This is a genomic window from Amycolatopsis sp. NPDC051373, assembly GCF_040689465.1.
Lineage (GTDB): Bacteria > Actinomycetota > Actinomycetes > Mycobacteriales > Pseudonocardiaceae > Amycolatopsis.
This window is the reverse complement of the sequence record NZ_JBFBAE010000012.1, coordinates 240525-258154: the sequence shown is the minus strand read 5'-3', so window position 1 is coordinate 258154 and position 17630 is coordinate 240525. Positions and strand designations below refer to the sequence as shown.

Sequence of the window (17630 nt, the reverse complement as noted above, 5' to 3'; positions counted from 1 at the left end):
GTGGATACCGTGGCAGGACGGATTCGGGAGAGCGACATCGCGGAGGTGCGTGAGCGCAACCGGATCGACGAGGTCGTCGGGGAGTACGTCGCGCTTCGGCGCGCCGGGGGCGGCAGCCTGAAGGGGCTGTGCCCGTTCCACAACGAGAAGACCCCGTCGTTCAACGTGCGCCCCACTCACGGCACGTTCCACTGCTTCGGCTGTGGCGAGGGTGGCGACGTCATCAAGTTCATCCAGAAGATCGACCTCGTCTCGTTCGTCGAGGCGGTCGAGCGGCTGGCGGACCGCGTCGGCATCCGGCTGAACTACGAGGGTGGCGGCGGGAGCGTGCAGCGCGACCGCGGCACGCGTTCGCGGCTCATCGAGGCTCACCGCGCGGCGAGCGAGTTCTACATCGAGCAGCTGGTGACCGATGAGGCCCGCGCCGCACGCGACTTCCTCTCCGAGCGCGGGTTCGACGCCGCCGCGGCCAAGCAGTTCGGCTGCGGCTTCGCCCCGGGCGGCTGGGACAAGCTGACGAAGCACCTGCTCAACCGCGGGTTCGAGGTCAAGGAACTGCTCGCGGCGGGCCTGTCCAAGGAGGGCCAGCGTGGCCCGATGGACCGCTTCCACCGGCGGCTGGTGTGGCCGATCCGCGACGTCGGCAACGACGTGGTGGGCTTCGGCGCGCGGCGGCTGTTCGACGACGACCGCATCGAGGCGAAGTACCTCAACACCTCCGAGACGCAGATCTACAAGAAGTCGCAGGTCATGTTCGGCCTCGACCAGGCCAAGCGCGAGATCGCGAAGCGCCACCAGGTGGTGGTGGTCGAGGGCTACACCGACGTGATGGCGATGCACGCGGCCGGGGTGCCGACGGCCGTCGCGTCGTCGGGCACCGCGTTCGGCGAGGACCACATGAAGGTGCTGCGCCGGCTGATGATGGACGACGACGCCTTCCGCGGCGAGATTGTCTTCACCTTCGACGGCGACGCGGCGGGCCAGAAGGCCGCGCTCAAGGCGTTCGAAGGCGACCAGACCTTCGCCGGGCAGACCTACATCGCGGTGGCGCCCGACGGCATGGACCCGTGCGAGCTGCGCATCGCGAAGGGCGACGCGGCCGTGAAGGACCTCGTCGCGCGCCGGACGCCGCTGTTCGAGTTCGTGATCAAGAGCACGCTCAAGCAGTTCGACCTCGACTCGGTCGACGGCCAGGTCTCGGCGCTGCAGAAGACCGTGCCGATGGTCGCGGCCATCAAGGACCGCGCGAGCCGCGACGGCTACGCCTCCAAGCTCGCGTGGTGGGTCGGCTGGCAGGACGTGGCGCAGGTCGTGAACCGCGTGCGCGGCGCCGCCGGGACGGCGGCCAAGCGCGGCGGCCAGACGCCGCAGCTGCGTCAGCCCGCCTCCCGGCAGGCCGCCGCGCCGGAGCCGGCTCCGGAGAAGCAGGACCTGCCGCGGCCCGCCCCCGGCGACCCGCGGTTCATGGGCCAGCGCGAGGCGCTCAAGGCCGCACTTCAGCAGCCCGCGATCGCCGGGCCGGAGTACGACTCGCTGCCCGAAGAGGCGTTCACGCACCCCGTGTACGTGGCCGTGCACCTGGCGTTGCTGAAGGCCGGCGGCGCCGCGTCGGGGCTCACCGGCTCGGCCCTGCTCGACGCCGCGACGCAGCACTGTCCGGAAGGGACGGTGCGGCGCGTGCTGAGCGAGCTGGCCGTGGAACCGTTGCGCGCCTTGGGAGAAGTGGACTCGCGCTACATTTCCGGCGTGCTCGCGGGAGTGCAGGAGAGCCTCGTCGGCCGCCAGATCGGCGAGATCAAGTCGAAGCTGCAACGGCTTTCGCCGGTCGAGGCGCCCGACGACTACCGCGCGCTGTTCGGCGACCTCGTGGCGCTGGAGCAGTACCGCAAGTCGCTGCGCGAGCAGGCCGCGTCCGGATGGGACTGACATGGGCTGGCTGAACCGTCTGATGGGCGGGGGACTCCCCGCGGACTACCCGGGCGAGCTCGCTGCGGGCGAGAACGTGATCGCGGTCGCGGGCGTCGAAGGCGGCGGCGAGCTCGTGGTGACCAGCCTGGGCCTGTGGATCCCCACCGAGGGCGGCCCCCGGCGCGTCTACTGGCACCTCGTGGCCAAGGCCGCGTGGGGCGAGGGCGTCTTCGAGCTCACGGAGTCCGAGGAGACCGGGGAGGCCGGTGCCGTGATGGTGGTCGTCGACCGCCCGCCCGTGCGGTTCCGGCTGCCGGCGCCGGGCAAGGTGCCGCCGCAGGTACGCCTGCGCGTCGACGGCTCAGTGCGCTCGCGCCACCGCCACGACTTCGGCACCGGCGGCGGCGCGTGGTTCGTGCAGCGCAAGGTCCCCGGCCGTGACGGCACGGTGCTGCAAGTGCGCCCCGACCCGGGCACCGACCCGGCGCTGGTGGAGGCGATCGCCGGGGAAGTCGCCGAGAAGCTGGCCAACCCGGGGGAGTGAGCAGTACGCTCGTACTCAGTACGGGCGTACGGTTTATCTTTCGGGAGGTTCGCCATGTGGGATCCGGCCAAGTACCTCGACTACGCGGACCTTCGGGCCCGCCCCTTCTATGACCTGATCGGGCGAATCTCGTCCGACGCGCCCCGCCGCGTCGTCGACCTGGGCTGCGGCCCGGGCAACCTCACGCTCGACCTGGGCCGGCGCTGGCCCGGCGCCACGCTGGAGGCCCTGGACAGCTCGCCGGAGATGGTGGACGCCGCCCGCTCTCGTGGAGTGGACGCGCACGTCGCCGATGTGCGCGAGTGGGCGCCGCACCCGGACACCGACGTGGTGGTCTCCAACGCGGTGCTCCAGTGGGTGCCGGGCCACGACGACCTGCTGCGCCGCTGGGTCTCGCAGCTGCCCTCGGGTGCCGTGCTGGCCGTGCAGGTGCCGGGCAACTTCGGTGCCCCGTCGCACCGCATCACGCGCGAGCTGGCGGCCTCCCCGGCGTGGTCCTCGCGCCTGGCTTCCCTCGTTCTGCGGGAGAACGAGGCGGTGTCGTCGCCCCTGGAGTACGCCTCCCTGCTGGCCGACGCGGGCTGCCTCGTCGACGCCTGGGAGACCACGTACATGCAGCGCCTGGCCGGCGAGAACGCCGTGCTGGAGTGGATCACCGGCACCGCCCTGCGCCCCATCCGCGCCGCCCTCCCGGACGACGACTGGACGTCCTTCCGCGCCGAGCTGGCCCCGCTCCTCGACGAGGCCTACCCGCCCCGCGCGGACGGCACGACGTGGTTCGAGTTCCGTCGCATCTTCTTCGTCGCGCGGATCCTCTGACGTTTCCGGGCGCGCTCACGGACCCCCTTGGGCGGTACGCGTGCGGCTCAGCGCCCCCGGCCGAACTTCTCGCCGACCTTGGCGCGCGCCACTCCCGCGGCGCCCTGGACCATCGGGTGGTCGATCACCTTGCGGTAGGTGCGCACGATCTGCTCGTACCGTCCCCGGCCGGCCTTGGTCCCCAGCACGTATCCCAGACCCACGCCCAGCAGGAACTTCTTCATCAGCGGCCACGCCTCTCGTTCGTCGGACTCCCGACTCTCCATTGTCCAGCAATCCGGCGCCCCCTGGGCGTGATCCGCGAAGAGGGGCCCCCTGTTCGGGTGGCGCAGGCGGTGCGCTAAAGTTCTTTCCATCGCGCCGGACCTCCGGCGCACAACTGAATACGATCCCCTGTAGCTCAACTGGCAGAGCATTCGGCTGTTAACCGGAGGGTTCTTGGTTCGAGTCCAAGCGGGGGAGCATCCAAGCCTAGGTCGCTGACCTGGGCTTTTTTGTTACCCGGAGTAGGGGCGATTTAAGGGCGATAAACCCCGTTCGTTCGTGACGGCACGCGGGCATGCCTCAGTCTTCCCAGGTGTCGCATCGGCTGACGCGCGGGTAGTCGATCCGTGACCCTGAGCCGAACGTCTCGAAGGTGATCTCGACCGACAAGCCATGCCCGGTGTCGGCGTTGAGCTTCGCCAGTGACGTCGCCCTCGAGATTCTCGACTATCCGGTCTGTGTCGAGACCGACGTTTCCGCCGGTCGCTTCGTGAGCGCCTGATGTGGGACTTGCAGGAGATGGACCACGCCACCGTGAGCGCGCGGCCGACTGGCTGCACCTGCTGATCGAGGGCACGCTGGTGGGAGAGACCCAGGACGGCGCGCGCTGCGCGCGACCTAAGTGTGTTTCGGCGCGTCAGCGGAGGACCACCGTGAAGTGCGGTCCGAAGTCGAGCCCCCTGAAGTCCACCGGCCCGCGCAGTGTCGGAAGGAAGTGGACGGTGGTGCCTGTGGCGCCGTCATCGCAGATCGGGGTCAGGTCGGTCACGGGGATGCCGCGCTCGTAGCGCTGCCGCCACGATCCGTTCGCGCGCCGGTTGACGTGCTCGAGCCATTCGCTCAGCGCTGCCACCACCGACATGCCCCGGCGCGGATGCCCGTCAGGCAGCATGGCGGCCGCCGGGTGGTCGAAAAAGCGCAGGTCCTTGGTCGCCATGACCGGCTTCTTGACTGTGCGCCCGGCATTGCCGACGCGGGTGTCGGTGCCGCGCCCATCGTCGGCGACAGAGATCGAACCATCCGCGTGCTCGGTGACCACGACGGTACCGCCGCCGCACGCCTCGGCCTCCTCTGCCGCGTAGGCCAAGACCTCGAGCACCAGATGCCGCACACCGCCTGGCGAACTCCGGGGGCGCGGAGCGGATGGCCTCGAGGTGTGCAGTGTCCACCGTGCCGGCCCAGTCGTGGGTGGTGTTGCGCCAGTTGATCACGGCTGCAGCGTATGTCGTCAGTTCCGGTCACGTGGGCGCATCGCCCTTGGATCCGACGGCCAGCACGGGCTGTTGGTTTCCCTGAGTGGTCGCGTCATGGCCTGCGCCGCGTACTTCGAGATCGCTACGCAGACGTCCGATCTTGCTTCGCCGTTGCTGGTTAGGATCTGAGGATGCTGGACGCGGGGAATGATCCGTTCGGGTGGGCCGATGACCCGGCCGTGGTGATGGTTTGCTTGACGTTCGTCGAGGGCTCATGCCGGGAGAGATCCTTGGAATCCTTTCTGCTGAGGAACTTGATGTGCCGATGAGGCCTGGGCCGCTGAGTGTGCTGGCTGGTGGTGACCGAAGCGGTATTCGTATAGCTCAGTCTGGCGGCTGGGCTGTGGTTGTGGAGTTGGAGTCGCTTATTGCGACGAAGCCAGAGGTGCTCCGTAGCTTGTCCACGAGTGGAAGGCGTGCCGTCCAGGTCTCTCGGACGGGTTCCGGGCTGGAAGGCTTTGTTTACTGGCGCGACGGAGAGCTACAGTGCCAATTCGATCCGATCAGCCCCGTGGCGCGGACGGGCAGCAATCCGGACGTGCTGGCGACAGAGATGCGTGCGTCGGGCATTGATCCCTCACGCGCCGAGATGTTGCGGGGGCACGAGATGTACCGGTTGGCTGCTGAGGTTTCGGGGGTGGTTGCCGATACAAACCTGGTGCTCGAGGCCGAACTCTCGGCGGGCCTGGTGGCTCGCCGGCGTCGACGATCTTCGTGAATGTGGCGTGCTCGAGGGGGTTGGGAGCTGCCCTAACTCATCCGAGTTCGAATGGCTCCCAGCCCCGGCGGTTCATCGGGTGGTGACCCGGGACGCTTCGCCGTCCTGGACCTGCTGATCTTGCACAACTGTCCGAGATCAACGCCCACGTCCGTGTTCCTCAGCGCAGTCGGGTCCGTTCATGCTTCCGCCTTCTCGCGTTTCGGCGATCGGGAACTCGACGCTGTCGATATTGAATGTCGGGACGAAGTCTTTTATGACGCACCTGGGAGTTGTTCCGACGGTGAAGTCACATCGAATGAGCGACGGCAGATTGTAGGCAGCCCGCGGGCCGCCAGCGCGGCCGCGACGACGTGGAACACCGAATCCTCTTCGTGTGCGACGTCGGCGTGGCTGTCGTCGGCCTTCCGGTGCGCGCCCGCGACCAGCAGCACTGCGCCGGGCACCTGCCGGAACAGGTCGACCCCGAACAGCTCCGTCCGCAGGTCGAACCCCGGATGCGGCACCTCGACGACCAGCGACGGCGGCGCCGAGCGGTCGATCACGTACATCCCCCACGCGCGCTCGGTGCCCGGCTCGTTCGTCGCGATCGTGTACGGCCGTCCGGTCGCGGGGTCGACGCCGTCCCGTACCGAGAAGCCGAGTTTCCGCAGCGGCGGTTCGACCGGCAGGACCTGAACTCCGGCGAGAGGCGATGGGCGGGTTCGACCTGCGACCGGGCGACCTGGTCCGGACCTTGGCCGACTGACAGCGCGAGGCCGCGGCCCACATCTGGCACGCGTCTGCGCGCGAGCGGGTGACTCCGGACACCTCCGTCGCCACCGTTCTGTATCTTTACCAGCCCTCCTCCCGCCTATATGTTGTTGCCCGCAACATATGTGCCGTGGTGGGTACCGGAACCGGGCCAGGCCGCTCAGGGAGTGGCCGGCTTGTCTCGCCGCCGCGCGTCCCGTCGCCAGGAGGTGCCGTTTCGATGAAGATGCACGGCAAGGACACAGGAGCCGGCAGAACGGGGCCTCGCGCCTCGCGCCGTGGGCCGGCCTGGGGCCGTTCCCGTTCGGGCGTGCTCAGGAGCAGGGCGGGCTTCCTGCTGGCGGCCGGCGGTCTGATGCTGGGCTTGGTGACGGTACCGGCCTCGGCCGCTCCCGTGCCGGGGCCGGCCGGCGGTGGCGACGGCTGGGTGCTGAGCACGAGCGACACATCGAAGAACTACTCTCCGACGTTCGTCGGCAACGGCTACCTCGCCGCACGGGTACCCGCGGCCGGCCACGGGTACAGCACCAAGCCCATCGTCACCCAGTCCGAGCTCGCCGGCTTCTACGGCGCCCCCGCCGCGGGGCAAGAGGAGCGAGCGGGCCTGCCGGCCTGGACCACGCTCGGGTTCGGCCGCGACGGCGACGTCTACGGGCTCGGGGATTGGTCTTGCGGGTTCGGCGAGTTGTGTCCGACCGCGTACGGGAAGATTTCCGGGGGCGCGTTCGTCGAGTCCTCCCATCCCGGCTCGATCGTCGGGAGCTACTTGGCCGGCCTGAACAACAACAACACCCCGACTGTCGGCGGCACCGACGTCATCCCGATCCGGAACGCACCGGCCGGCCCGGCGACGCTGGCCGTGCGGTACGGCAACGGCAGCGGCAGCCCGCAGACGATCCACATCAGCGTCAACGGCACGCTCCAGCAGCTGTCCGTACCCAGCCTGGCCGGCTGGGACGACTGGGCGGTGGTGACCGTGCCGGTCACGTTGAACGCGGGCGCGAACACGCTCGAGGTCACCGTCGCCGAGGGGGACACGGCGCGGGTGAACGTCGACTACCTCGCGCTGTATCCAGACGGCGCGCAGCCGCCGACGCAGATCGCTCCCGCCACGATCGGTACCACCGCGAACTACCGGCAGTGGCTGGACCTGCGCACCGGTGTGCTGACCACGTCGTTCGACTGGACCTCGCCCGCGGGGGATACGACCAGCTTCGCCTACGAGGTCAACGCCAACCGCTCGGAGGGTCATCTGGGCACGGTGAATGTGCGGGCCGTCCCGCACTGGAGCGGAACGGCCACCGCTGTCGACGAGTTCGACGGCCGGGGACTGGACCACGCGTCGACGACGGGCCCGCGCGTGGACGGCAAGACCGCGACACTGTCGCAGACCGTCGTGAGCAACGGGAATCTCGTCACCGCCGGGCTGAACTCAGTGCTGCGCGTCGACGGGAAGACGGTTCCCACCCAGGCGATCGCCGACCCTGGTGACGGCGGTGCCGGACAGCGAGCGACTTTGCCGGTCCGCGCCGGACAGCCGTTGCAGATCACCAAGTACGTCGGCGTCGCCTCCAGCGTCGACACCGACCGCCCGCTCGCGGCCGCGACTCCGCAGCAGGCCGCCGCGAAGACCGCGGCCCGCGCCGCCGCGGACGGCTATCAGCGCGCGCTGGCACGCAACCGCGACGCCTGGTCACGCCTGTGGCAGTCGAGCATCTCGATTCCCGGTGACCCCACCATGACCGCGCAGATCCACGCGTCGATGTTCTACCTGCTCGCGAGTGTGCGCGCGGGGGTCCTCTGGAGTGCCAGCCCGGGCGGTTTGTCCTCGGACGGCTACAGCGGTCACGTGTTCTGGGACACGGAGACGTGGATGTACCCGGCACTGCTCGCCCAGTACCCCGACATCGCCGCCGACGCGAACACCTACCGGCAGCAGCGCCTGCCTGCGGCCCGGGCCGCTGCTGCGGCACTGTCCACTCCGGACCATCCGATCGAGGGCGCGAAGTTCCCCTGGCAGAGCGCGCTGACCGGCAAGGAGACAACCCCGGACTGGTCCCCCGACGGCAAGCAGGAAATCCACATCAACTCCGACGTCGCCCTCGCGCAGTGGCAGTACTACGAAGCGTCCGGCGACAAGACCTGGCTGCGGGACAAGGCCTGGCCCGTGCTGCAGGGCATCGCCGATTACTGGGCCACGCGTGCCGTTCCCGACCCGGCCGGCGGTTACGCCATCAACGATGTCAAAGGTCCGGACGAGTACCACGACAACGTCAACAACAGCGTGACCACCAACGCCGGGGCGCAAGCCTCGTTGCGCATCGCGATCCGCGCCGCGGGCATCCTCGGCCGGACCGCCGATCCGGCCTGGCGCAAGGTCGCTGACGGTCTGAAGATCCCGGTCGACACCACGACGAACATCCATCCCGAGTTCGACGGGTACTCCGGGCAGACCGTCAAACAGGCCGACGTCACGCTGCTGCAGTACCCGTTGGCGGTGCCGATGTCGCGCGGCCTCGCCCAAAACGACCTCGACTACTACAAGCAGCGCACCGACCTCAACGGCCCGTCCATGACAGACGCGATCGCCACCATCGCGGGTGCCGCCCTCGGGTCGCCCGGCTGCGACGTCTACACCTCCCTGCGCAACAGCTCGGACCCGTACCTGGCCGCGCCGTTCAACCAGTGGTACGAGACCCGCACCGGCGGAGCGTTCGACTTCACCACGGGCCAGGGCGGTTACCTGCAGGAGTTCCTCTACGGGTTCACAGGGCTGCGCTGGGGAACCGACGTCGTCACCGTCGATCCCTTCCTGCCGCCGCAACTGCCGGGTGTCGACATCACCGGGGTCAAGTGGCACGGCCGCTCGTTCGACCTGTCCGTTGTCGACCGAACGACGATACTGACCTTGCGCTCCGGCCCGCCACTCCCGGTCCGGGTCGGCAGCGGCAGCGATGACGTGCGCCAGGTCAGGCCCGGGACCGTGCTGCAGATGCCCACCAGGCACCCGGCAGGCGACGCTACCAACTGCGGCTCCTGATCATCGCCCTCGGCCGGACCCCTCAGGGACTCCGGCCGAGGGCGATGGTCAGGTCCGTGAAGCCGAGCAGCCGCAGAGCTCGACGTGAAGAAATGACGGTGGGTGTTCTTCCGAACAGCGCGTTGGGTGAGATTCGATGCGGTTGGCTGTCGTCGAATTCACGGTAACGCTCCAGATCTGCTCCACGGCAATTGACGGGCAGGTCCGGGCTCGTTCGGCTCTTGTGGGTGCGGCCGAATCCTCCGAGATGCGCCGCATTGCCGCCACGTCTCGCGGTCGCTGTTCCAGTTCAACAACACGAAGGATCAGATGATCGCTGTGCTGTTCGGGACGGCCGCGTCCGGAGAGGACTTCGGCCGCTGTGACGCCCGGAGCGGGTATGGGTATTGGTGCGGGGAAGAGCCCGAACGAGCCCTGGCCTCGGTGCGCCCCCGGGCCGCACCGAGGCCAGGAAGCCTCCCCAGTTGGTGGTTCGTGGTCAGCCGCCTGCCATGGCGCCGATGATCAGGAACGGTTCGGCTCCCGACCGCACCAGTGCGGGCAGTTCGGCGTCCGGGGCGGTGTTCGACAGGTCCTCCTCGCAGGCGAAGAACCGGACGAACGCGCGGCGCTTGCCGGTGGTCGTGTCGCGGATGGTGCCGCGCAACTGCGGGTAGGTGCGTTCCAGCGCGTCCAGCAGGGTCTCGCGCGTCGGCGGGTCGTCGACCGGCAGCTGGATTTCACCGTCGACCTTGGCCAGGTGGCGCAGGTGCGGGGGTAGCTTGACGCGGACTACGGTCGTCATCGCAGGGTCTGTACCTCGACCGAGCACACCGCAGGCAGGTCCCGCACAATGGGGGCCCAGTTCTCGCCCGCGTCGCGGGACGCGTAGACCTGGCCGCCGGTGGTGCCGAAGTAGATGCCTGCCTCGTCGAGGGAGTCGACGGCCATCGCGTCGCGCAGGATGTTCACGTAGCAGTCCTGCTGTGGCAGGCCGTTGGTGAGCGGCTCCCATTCGTCGCCGCCGGTGCGGCTGCGGTACACGCGCAGCTTGCCCTCCGGCGGATAGTGCTCGGAGTCGCTGTGGATCGGGACCACGTAAACCGTCTCCGGTTCGTGCGGGTGCACCGCGATCGGGAAGCCGAAGTCGCTCGGCAGGTTGCCGCTGATCTCCCGCCAGTGTTCCCCGGCGTCGTCCGAGCGCATCACGTCCCAGTGTTTCTGCATGAACAGCACGTCCGGCCGCGAGGGGTGCAGTGCGATCCGGTGTACGCAGTGCCCGACCTCCGCGTCCGGGTCCGGGATGCCGTCGGAGTGCAGCCCACGGTTGATCGGCTGCCAGGTCTCGCCGCTGTCGTCGCTGCGGAATGCGCCGGCCGCGGAGATCGCGGCGAAGATTCGTTCCGAGTTCCGCGGGTCCAGGATGATGGTGTGCAGGCACAATCCGCCTGCGCCCGGCTGCCAGCCCGGCCCGGACGTGTGCTTTCGCAGCCCGGTGAGTTCCCGCCAGCTCTGCCCGCCGTCGGTGCTGCGATACAGCGCGGCGTCCTGCGCTCCCGCGTACACGGTGTCGGGGTCGGTGAGCGACGGCTCCAGGTGCCAGATCCGGGTGAATTCCCACGGCTTCGGCGTGCCGTCGTACCAGAGGTGCTCGCCGGCGCCGCCCTCGTAGGTGAAGTCGTGGTCGACCTGGCGCCACGTCTTGCCGCCATCGTCGGAGCGCTGGATCAGCTGCCCGAACCACGACGTGGACTGCGACGCGTACAGCCGCTCGGGGTCCGCGGGCGAACCCGCGAGGTGGTAGACCTCCCAGCCGCCGAAGTGCGGTCCGTCCACCTCCCAGTGCGTGCGGTCCTCGTCCGCGGTGAGGATGAATGCGCCCTTGCGCGTGCCGACCAGTACTCGAACTCCAGGCATGCCCGCTCCCTGCCTCCGTCCCCTGACCAGCTCAACCTATTCGCGCGAGACGGCCGCCGCTTCTCCATTCTTGCGCTCCCGCCGAGGCCAGCGGGGGCAGCGCGACCAGCACGGGAGGCGACCACGACGGCGCGAGGTCCAGTTGGACGTCTTGGCGCAGCGGCACCGGGCCAGGCCGGATCCGCACCGGCCGCGGGGCCGAGCCGACCGCCTGCACCCTCGGCGCGAGCTGTCCGCGCGGATCGGCGGCCGCCGGCAGGGCGCAGGCCAGCAACCGGTAGGTGCCGGGCGGCACGCCGGCGAGCACGAACTCCAGGTCAGGCCCGAGCAGCGCGCCGCTGACCGGGATGCCGCGCGCCGCCCGCGCGGCGAACAGCCCGACGTAGACCGCCGGGCCGCCGTCCAGCGCGGCGAGCGCGGCCGGGCTCAGCAGCGCTCGGCCGGTGACCGCTCCACCTGCGCAGTCCGCGCCGGCCACCCGGACCGGAGCCGGCGGGTGTTCGGCGAGCAGGTCGGGCAGCTGCCGGAACCGGTGCGGGCTCACCCCGACCGCCGCGGTGAACCGTGTCGTGAAGGTGCCGGGCGCGGAGAACCCGACCTCGTGGCAGATGTCGACGACCTTTTCGCCGGTGTCCAGCAGCAGCTCCTTGGCGAGCTGGAACCGTTGCGCGGCGAGGAACTTGCCCGGCGGCAGGCCGACCTGCCGCTCGAACGCGCGCGCCAGGTGGAACGGGCTGTACCGGACGTGGTCGGCCACGTCCTCGAGCGTGAGCTGCCGCATGCGTTCGGCGGCGAGGAACCGCGCCGCTTCGAGCACCGCATCCCGCATCGCACACCTCCCTCGGATGTGCCGCCATGCTAGTTCCGGGCCCCGACAATTCCGGCGACCTCGGCGCTCAGCCGTCTTCCAATTCGACCATGTGGCTTCGGCCTCCGAAGGGCGCTGGGACTCACCGATCACGACGGCGCCGAACCCGCGCTCGGGGTCGCGCATCGCCGCCGGCAAGCGCGTTGCCTCGGGCCGCCGTTTCCCAGGGATGGGAGCGGACTGCCCGACGTCGAAGAACTCCATCATGACCTCGCCGTGCCCGTCGTTCAGGGCGCGGTCCTGGCGCATTACATCCGCGGCCTCCGCGCGTTCGTGGATGCCGCCGCCATCGGCCTGATGCTCGTGATCGTCGGGGTCTGGAAACCGGCTTCGTCCCGGACGCCACCGTCCTCATCGACGTGGTGTGCCTGCTCGCCCCAGCGCGGCAGGAGCCTCCTGACGGCATACCGGATCTGCGGTTGTGGAACCGCTGACCGATACTCCCTGGGAACCAGTCGACGGGGACTCCGCATCCAGGCGCCGGATTGTGGGTGCGTACCCGGGTCGGGCCGTCGAGCGGTGACACGAGCAGTGGCAGTGGTGGATCTCGGGGGGCGGACATGCCTGCGGCGGCGCACATGCTGGCCAGCAGCGTGCTGGGCAGGGTCGACGATCTGACCGATGAGCTTGTCCGCGTCATCAACGAGCAGAACCCGGGCTACCGGCAGCTCAACGTCGTACCCGAAGCCGACCTGTGGAAGTCGTGCCACGACAACCTCGAGCGCGTGCTGCAGATGGTCGGCCAGGAAGGCGACGACGCGGAGCGCGTCGCGCAGTTCTACGACGCCGCACGCGCGACCGGGCAGCGGCGGGCGCAGCAGCGGCTGCCGTTGGACGACTTGCTGCGGTCGTTCCGCATCGGCGGGCGGATGGTCTGGCAGGCGCTGATCACGCAGGCCCGCGCGGAGCACGAAACGGACACCGACGATCTGCTCGACCTCGCGACCCGCGTCTGGGAACTGGTGGACGCGATCTCGTCCCAGGTCGCGGCTGCGTATCACGCAGCTGAGCGGGCGCTGGTCCGCGCCGACGAACAACGCCGCGCGGCTCTGTGGGAGGGCCTGCTGCAAGGCCGGGCTTCCGACGCGGCGTTCGCCTATGAGGCGGGCCGGATCATCCGGCTCCCCGTGGAGGGGCCGTACGCGGCCGTCGCGGCCGAGGGCCGGTTCGCCACGAGCGACCTCACCGAGGCGCTCGGGCGCAAACTCGACGAATCGGGCCTCCACTCGGCGTGGCAGGTTCGCGCGGACGCGCTCGTGGGCTTGGTGTCTCTGCCGGGGTGCGAAACCGCGGAGCTGATGAAGGCTCTTCCCGCCGTCCGCGGGTCGGTGGGTGTCTCGCTGGTGGTCGATGGACTGGCCGAAGTGCACACCGCGTACCGGCAAGCGGTGCTCGCGTTGCGGACCGTCCCGCACGGTGAGCCGGCAGTCGTCTGCCTCGCCGAACGGCTGCCGGAAGCGCTGCTGCTCAGTTCGCCGGAGCTCACCGGCTCCCTGATGCAGCAGTGGCTGCGCGGACTGCTGGACCTGCCCGATGAGGAGCGGCGGATCCTCCTGCAGACGCTCGCGTCCTGGGTCGAGACCGGCGGATCGGCCACCCGGGCGGCGCAAGATCTGCACTGCCACCGCAACACGGTGCTCAACCGCGTGCGCCGGATCGAAGCGCTGACCGGGCGCTGTCTGCCGGGTGGTGAAATCCCGATCGAGCTGGCCCTCGTCGTGCGCGCCCTCCCGCTTCTGCCGCCCCGCCGGCGGTCGTGACTCCCTTCGCGTTGTGCACGGCGCCCAACGACATTGCGGCAAACGTAGGCACGCGGTGCATGGCCGTGGCGAGGGATGTTGTGTAACACTGCGGCCCGATCCGAACACTCCCCGCATTCTCCGAGCACTTCTCTGACACCGTCGTTCGAGAGGAACCCGCCGCCCATGGCACAGCAGGACCACGACGCCCGGCCCACGCCGGAGGCGCCGCGGCACATCGACCGGCGCCGTTTCCTGGGCTTCGTGCTGGCGGCACCGACGCTCGCCGTCGCCGCGCAGATCACCCAGGCCGGTGTGGCGCCGCAGGCGGCCGACGCCGCGCTTCCGTCCCTCCCGCAGCCCGAGGACCTCTTCGACCTCGGTGACCTGCAGAACCTCGCCGCCGCACCCACGTCCGGCCTGATCAGCGTCCAGATCGGGACGGACGGACGCGCGTCGTTCGCGGTGCCGCGGACCGAGGTGGGCCAGGGCATGACCACCGCGGTGGCGATGATGGTGGCCGAAGAGCTCGACATTCCGCTGTCGAAGGTCGACGTCACGCTCGCCGACGCCCGCCCGGAGCTGCTGATGAACCAGCTCACGGGCGGCTCCAACTCGATGCGGAGCATTTTCACCCCGGTCCGCACCGTCTCGGCGATCGCCCGGGCTCGGCTGGTCTCGGCGGCCGCCGCTCAGTGGGGGGTGTCCGAGTCGGAGCTGCGCACCGCCGACGGGATGGTCCACCACACCAGCGGCAAGCAGGCGTCGTACGGCTCGCTCGCGAAGGCCGCCGCCGCCGTGAAGACCACCAGCGCCACGGCGGAGCTCAAGTCGCGGGCGGACTTCAAGGTGCTCGGCACCGCGCAGAACCGCATCGACGCCTACGAGGCCGTGACCGGGCGCAAGAAGTACACCCTCGACCACGACGTCCCCGGCGCTCTGCCGACGATGGTCGCCCGGCCGCCCACGATCAACGGCACGGTTCGCTCGATCCAGAACGAGGCCGACGTCAAGGCAATGCCCGGCGTCACCGACATCGCGGCGATCTCCCACGGCGTGGCCGTGCGGGCCGAGACGTTCGGGCAGTGCATCGACGCCATCCGCGCGCTGAAGGTGGACTGGGGTCCTGGCACCGTCGACGGTGAATCCGACGCGACCGTGCTGAAGAAGCTCAAGGCCGCGCAGCTGCCGCTGGTCGTGCCGGGAGTGCTGACGCAGTCGCTCGACGCGGAGTTCACCTTCGCGTTCGCCAGCAACAGCCCGCTCGAGACCGGCTCGGCGATTGCCGACGTCCGTTCGGACCGCGCCGAGATCTGGTCGTGCTTGAAGGTGCCGATCGTCGCGCAGCAGCAGATCGCGCAGGCGGTGGGTCTGCCACAGAGTGCCGTCACCGTGCACGTGACCCAGGGCGGCGGCTCGTTCGGCCGGCACCTGTTCCACGACGCGGCGCTCGAAGCCGCCGAGGCGTCGAAGAAGATGGGCAAAGCGGTCAAGCTCATGTGGTCGCGCACCGACGACTTCCGGCAGGGCCGAGTGCACCCGATGTGCGTTTCGCGGGTGCGCGCCACCTACGCCCTCGGCAACGTGGTGAGCTTCGAGCAGCGGCACACCAGCGTTCAGACGGAGTTCAGCCACGGCCTCGGCGAGATGCTCACCTCCACCACGGCGAAGCTGCCCATCGCGGGCAACCTGAGCTTCGCGGAGTCGATCTTCGAGCTGACGCAGTCTTCGCCATACAACTTCGGCGTGACCACGCAGCTGCTCAACGAGATCCCGCTGAAGTTCAACACCGGCAGCATGCGCAACATCTACTCGCCGAACGTGGTGACGGCCGAAGAGCTCGTGGTCGACCAGCTGGCGAAGAAGATGGGCAAGGACCCGGTGCAGTTCCGGCGCGAGTTCCTCAAGGACGCCCGGTTGCGCGCGGTGCTCGACAAGGCCGTCCAGGTCGGTGAGTGGGGCCGGTCGATGCCGTCGGGCACCGCCCAGGGCATCGCGTTGCACGCGGAGTACAAGGGCGCCGTGGCGGTGCTGGTGGAGATCGACTGCCGCCCGGAGACGGTGAACCGGAAGGTCCGCGAGGCGGTGACCGGGCCGCGCGTGACCAAGGCGCTCGTCGTGGTCGATCCCGGGTTCGCGATCAACCCGCGTGGCCTGGAAGCGCAGATGATCGGCGGCCTCAACGACGGCATCGCGATGTGCCTGACCTCCAGCCTCCACATCAAGGACGGCATCCCGCTCGAAGGCAGCTGGGACAACTACTTCTACACGCGCGAGTGGAACACCCCCGTCGAGACGCGGGTCGTGATCATGCCGAACACCTCGGACACCCCGAGTGGTGCCGGGGAGCTGGCGGTCGCGCCATCGTTCGCCGCCGTCGCTTGCGCGTACGCGCGGGCCACCGGGAAGATGCCGACCTCGTTCCCGATCAACCACGGCACGCTCTCGTTCGAGCCGCTGCCTTTGGAACCCTCCACCCCGCCTTCCCCCGTCGATGGTCTCGACTACGCCTACTAGGAGTTCTCCGTGCCACAACACACCTTCAAGCTCAACGGTGAGCAGGTCACGGTGGAAGCAGAAGACACCGAACGGCTCCTGTGGGTGCTGCGCGACCGCCTCGGCGTGACAGGCCCGAAGTACGGCTGTGGGCTCGACGTCTGCAAGGCGTGCACGAGCCACATCAACGGCAAGGCCTTCAACCCCTGCTCGGTGCCTGTTTCGAAAATCGCTCCCACCGACGAGGTCACGACGATCGAAGGCCTGCCCGCCACTGTGGGCAAGGACCTGCACCCGATGCAGGAAGCGTGGCTGCGGCAGGACGTCGCGCAGTGCGGCTACTGTCAACCCGGGCAGATCATGGCCGCGGTGGCCAAGGTCCGCCAGGCCCGCGCCGCCGGCCGCGACCTCACCGACGACGACCTCGACGAGATCCGCAACATCTGCCGCTGCGGCACTTATGCCCGCATCCGCGAGGCCATTGTGGAGGGTGCGAAGAACATGTGAGCCCGGATCGCGTGACGCCGTGCCACACCATGACCCCTGTTGGGCACAAGCCACGCGAACGCCGGCGGAAGGTCGGCGTCTGCCAAGGCACCGGGGCGGCGGAGGAGAAGAATGTCGTCCCGGTCAGGTCCAGTACGAGCTCGGTGGGCTTGTCGGCGAGGACGTGGTGATCACCACGTCCTCGCCGTTGCCGCGGCGCTGGGGGGAGGTCATGGAACAGCCTGTGTCCTGGTTCTGAATGGCGACCGCTTTCGATCGAGCCCGGGTGACGCAGGCTCGGCGATTGGCGGGGAAGACGAAGACGGAGCTCTCAACTGCTCGATCCGCCTCGACCGCGGAGTCGACCTGGACCGCGGCCTCACCACCAGCGAAGCCCGACACATCGAGCGGGGCGTGGTCGGCCCGTTGCGAAGAAGGCGGTCAGTGCCTCGAGCTGGTCCGCGGGACGTAGCAGCACGTCCGGCCACGGGCGACTGACTCCCGCTTCTGACTGACCGACCGATTCCGGCGTCACGTCGAGACAAGCCGTTTCCAGCAGGCCAAAAACGAAACCGGGCTGGATCACTCTCAGGTCCGGTCCTGGCGGCCGCGGTACGCCCACATCACTCTGTTGATGCTCGCCGACGCGTCCTGCGTGTCGTCGACGTCGTCGACCGCGTCTGGTCGTGGTCACGCTGCCGCCGTCGACGACAACACCAAGCACGCCTCAGCCACTACAAACGACCCGGCTACCCACTCACCTCACTGCCGTTGCAGTACCAATTAAGCCTCTGCGGTTGTGCTGCTCGTGACATCTGCCGGCGACAATCGCGCATAACCCGCACC

Annotated in this window: 15 protein-coding genes, 1 tRNA gene and 1 pseudogene; 11 read left to right on the top strand and 6 right to left on the bottom strand. The window is 69.3% G+C overall.

The window, feature by feature from the left end:
• Genes dnaG through AB0383_RS24120 form a run of 3 tightly spaced genes read left to right on the top strand, consistent with a single transcriptional unit; the run spans position 1 to position 3271 of the window.
• Positions 1 to 1926 (top strand): DNA primase, encoded by a 1926-nt coding sequence (gene dnaG / locus AB0383_RS24130; protein WP_364172800.1) that lies wholly within the window; start codon positions 1 to 3, stop codon positions 1924 to 1926.
• 1 nt (position 1927) lies between these two features.
• Positions 1928 to 2452, top strand: a complete 525-nt coding sequence (locus tag AB0383_RS24125; protein WP_366188598.1) for a hypothetical protein — start codon at positions 1928 to 1930, stop codon at positions 2450 to 2452.
• A gap of 54 nt (positions 2453 to 2506) precedes the next feature.
• The gene (locus tag AB0383_RS24120; protein ID WP_364172795.1) at positions 2507 to 3271 is read left to right on the top strand and encodes a trans-aconitate 2-methyltransferase; all 765 of its coding nucleotides are present in this window, start codon (positions 2507 to 2509) and stop codon (positions 3269 to 3271) included.
• Positions 3272 to 3318: 47 nt separating this feature from the next.
• Here AB0383_RS24120 and AB0383_RS24115 read toward each other — a convergent pair whose 3' ends face one another.
• Complete coding sequence (locus AB0383_RS24115) at positions 3319 to 3537, bottom strand: hypothetical protein (RefSeq protein WP_364064724.1); 219 nt, start codon at positions 3535 to 3537, stop codon at positions 3319 to 3321.
• Between the two features lie 123 nt (positions 3538 to 3660).
• Here AB0383_RS24115 and AB0383_RS24110 point away from each other — a divergent pair.
• Together AB0383_RS24110 and AB0383_RS24105 are read left to right on the top strand one after the other, a co-directional pair.
• Positions 3661 to 3733 (top strand) — tRNA-Asn (locus AB0383_RS24110).
• Between the two features lie 175 nt (positions 3734 to 3908).
• Positions 3909 to 4037, top strand: a complete 129-nt coding sequence (locus AB0383_RS24105; RefSeq protein ID WP_364176444.1) for a hypothetical protein — start codon at positions 3909 to 3911, stop codon at positions 4035 to 4037.
• 135 nt (positions 4038 to 4172) lie between these two features.
• On the opposite strand, the gene AB0383_RS24100 is transcribed toward AB0383_RS24105, so the two are convergent.
• The gene (locus AB0383_RS24100; RefSeq protein WP_366188597.1) at positions 4173 to 4634 is read right to left on the bottom strand and encodes an ATP-binding protein; all 462 of its coding nucleotides are present in this window, start codon (positions 4632 to 4634) and stop codon (positions 4173 to 4175) included.
• A gap of 368 nt (positions 4635 to 5002) precedes the next feature.
• On the opposite strand from AB0383_RS24100, the gene AB0383_RS24095 reads away from it, so the two are divergent.
• Positions 5003 to 5506 carry a DUF6461 domain-containing protein gene (locus tag AB0383_RS24095; protein WP_366188596.1) on the top strand — a complete coding sequence of 168 codons (504 nt, stop codon included), beginning with the start codon at positions 5003 to 5005 and terminating at the stop codon, positions 5504 to 5506.
• Positions 5507 to 5760: 254 nt separating this feature from the next.
• Here AB0383_RS24095 and AB0383_RS24090 read toward each other — a convergent pair whose 3' ends face one another.
• Positions 5761 to 6051 carry a hypothetical protein gene (locus tag AB0383_RS24090; protein ID WP_366188595.1) on the bottom strand — a complete coding sequence of 97 codons (291 nt, stop codon included), beginning with the start codon at positions 6049 to 6051 and terminating at the stop codon, positions 5761 to 5763.
• Between the two features lie 518 nt (positions 6052 to 6569).
• On the opposite strand from AB0383_RS24090, the gene AB0383_RS24085 reads away from it, so the two are divergent.
• Positions 6570 to 9299 (top strand): glycosyl hydrolase family 65 protein, encoded by a 2730-nt coding sequence (locus AB0383_RS24085; RefSeq protein ID WP_366188594.1) that lies wholly within the window; start codon positions 6570 to 6572, stop codon positions 9297 to 9299.
• A gap of 478 nt (positions 9300 to 9777) precedes the next feature.
• On the opposite strand, the gene AB0383_RS24080 is transcribed toward AB0383_RS24085, so the two are convergent.
• From AB0383_RS24080 to AB0383_RS24070, 3 genes are read right to left on the bottom strand one after another with little or no spacing between them, the layout of a single operon-like run.
• Entirely contained in the window at positions 9778 to 10083 is a 306-nt protein-coding gene (locus tag AB0383_RS24080; protein WP_366188593.1) for a MoaD/ThiS family protein, read from the bottom strand.
• Positions 10080 to 11195: an exo-alpha-sialidase gene (locus tag AB0383_RS24075; RefSeq protein ID WP_364176460.1), complete on the bottom strand. Its 1116-nt coding sequence runs from the start codon at positions 11193 to 11195 to the stop codon at positions 10080 to 10082. The genes AB0383_RS24080 and AB0383_RS24075 overlap by 4 nt, the downstream gene beginning before the upstream one ends.
• A gap of 31 nt (positions 11196 to 11226) precedes the next feature.
• Positions 11227 to 12024 (bottom strand): helix-turn-helix transcriptional regulator, encoded by a 798-nt coding sequence (locus AB0383_RS24070; protein WP_366188592.1) that lies wholly within the window; start codon positions 12022 to 12024, stop codon positions 11227 to 11229.
• A gap of 599 nt (positions 12025 to 12623) precedes the next feature.
• Between AB0383_RS24070 and AB0383_RS24065 the strand changes: the two genes are divergently transcribed.
• The 4 genes and pseudogenes from AB0383_RS24065 to AB0383_RS24050 all read left to right on the top strand — a co-directional run.
• Positions 12624 to 13823: a helix-turn-helix domain-containing protein gene (locus AB0383_RS24065; protein ID WP_366188591.1), complete on the top strand. Its 1200-nt coding sequence runs from the start codon at positions 12624 to 12626 to the stop codon at positions 13821 to 13823.
• 165 nt (positions 13824 to 13988) lie between these two features.
• Positions 13989 to 16319 (top strand): molybdopterin cofactor-binding domain-containing protein, encoded by a 2331-nt coding sequence (locus tag AB0383_RS24060; protein WP_366188590.1) that lies wholly within the window; start codon positions 13989 to 13991, stop codon positions 16317 to 16319.
• A 9-nt stretch (positions 16320 to 16328) separates the two neighbouring features.
• Complete coding sequence (locus AB0383_RS24055) at positions 16329 to 16805, top strand: (2Fe-2S)-binding protein (protein ID WP_364176471.1); 477 nt, start codon at positions 16329 to 16331, stop codon at positions 16803 to 16805.
• Between the two features lie 529 nt (positions 16806 to 17334).
• Positions 17335 to 17571, top strand: a pseudogene (locus AB0383_RS24050) (hypothetical protein); the annotation flags it as partial.
• Positions 17572 to 17630: the final 59 nt, after the last annotated feature.

Coding starts and splice junctions, on each gene's coding strand:
- AB0383_RS24120 (WP_364172795.1), top strand. CDS start 2,507: ATGTGGGATCCGGCCAAGTACCTCGACTACGCGGACCTTCGGGCCCGC.
- AB0383_RS24095 (WP_366188596.1), top strand. CDS start 5,003: ATGCCGGGAGAGATCCTTGGAATCCTTTCTGCTGAGGAACTTGATGTG.
- AB0383_RS24125 (WP_366188598.1), top strand. CDS start 1,928: ATGGGCTGGCTGAACCGTCTGATGGGCGGGGGACTCCCCGCGGACTAC.
- AB0383_RS24080 (WP_366188593.1), bottom strand. CDS start 10,083: ATGACGACCGTAGTCCGCGTCAAGCTACCCCCGCACCTGCGCCACCTG.
- AB0383_RS24115 (WP_364064724.1), bottom strand. CDS start 3,537: ATGGAGAGTCGGGAGTCCGACGAACGAGAGGCGTGGCCGCTGATGAAG.
- AB0383_RS24075 (WP_364176460.1), bottom strand. CDS start 11,195: ATGCCTGGAGTTCGAGTACTGGTCGGCACGCGCAAGGGCGCATTCATC.
- AB0383_RS24070 (WP_366188592.1), bottom strand. CDS start 12,024: ATGCGGGATGCGGTGCTCGAAGCGGCGCGGTTCCTCGCCGCCGAACGC.
- AB0383_RS24065 (WP_366188591.1), top strand. CDS start 12,624: ATGCCTGCGGCGGCGCACATGCTGGCCAGCAGCGTGCTGGGCAGGGTC.
- AB0383_RS24060 (WP_366188590.1), top strand. CDS start 13,989: ATGGCACAGCAGGACCACGACGCCCGGCCCACGCCGGAGGCGCCGCGG.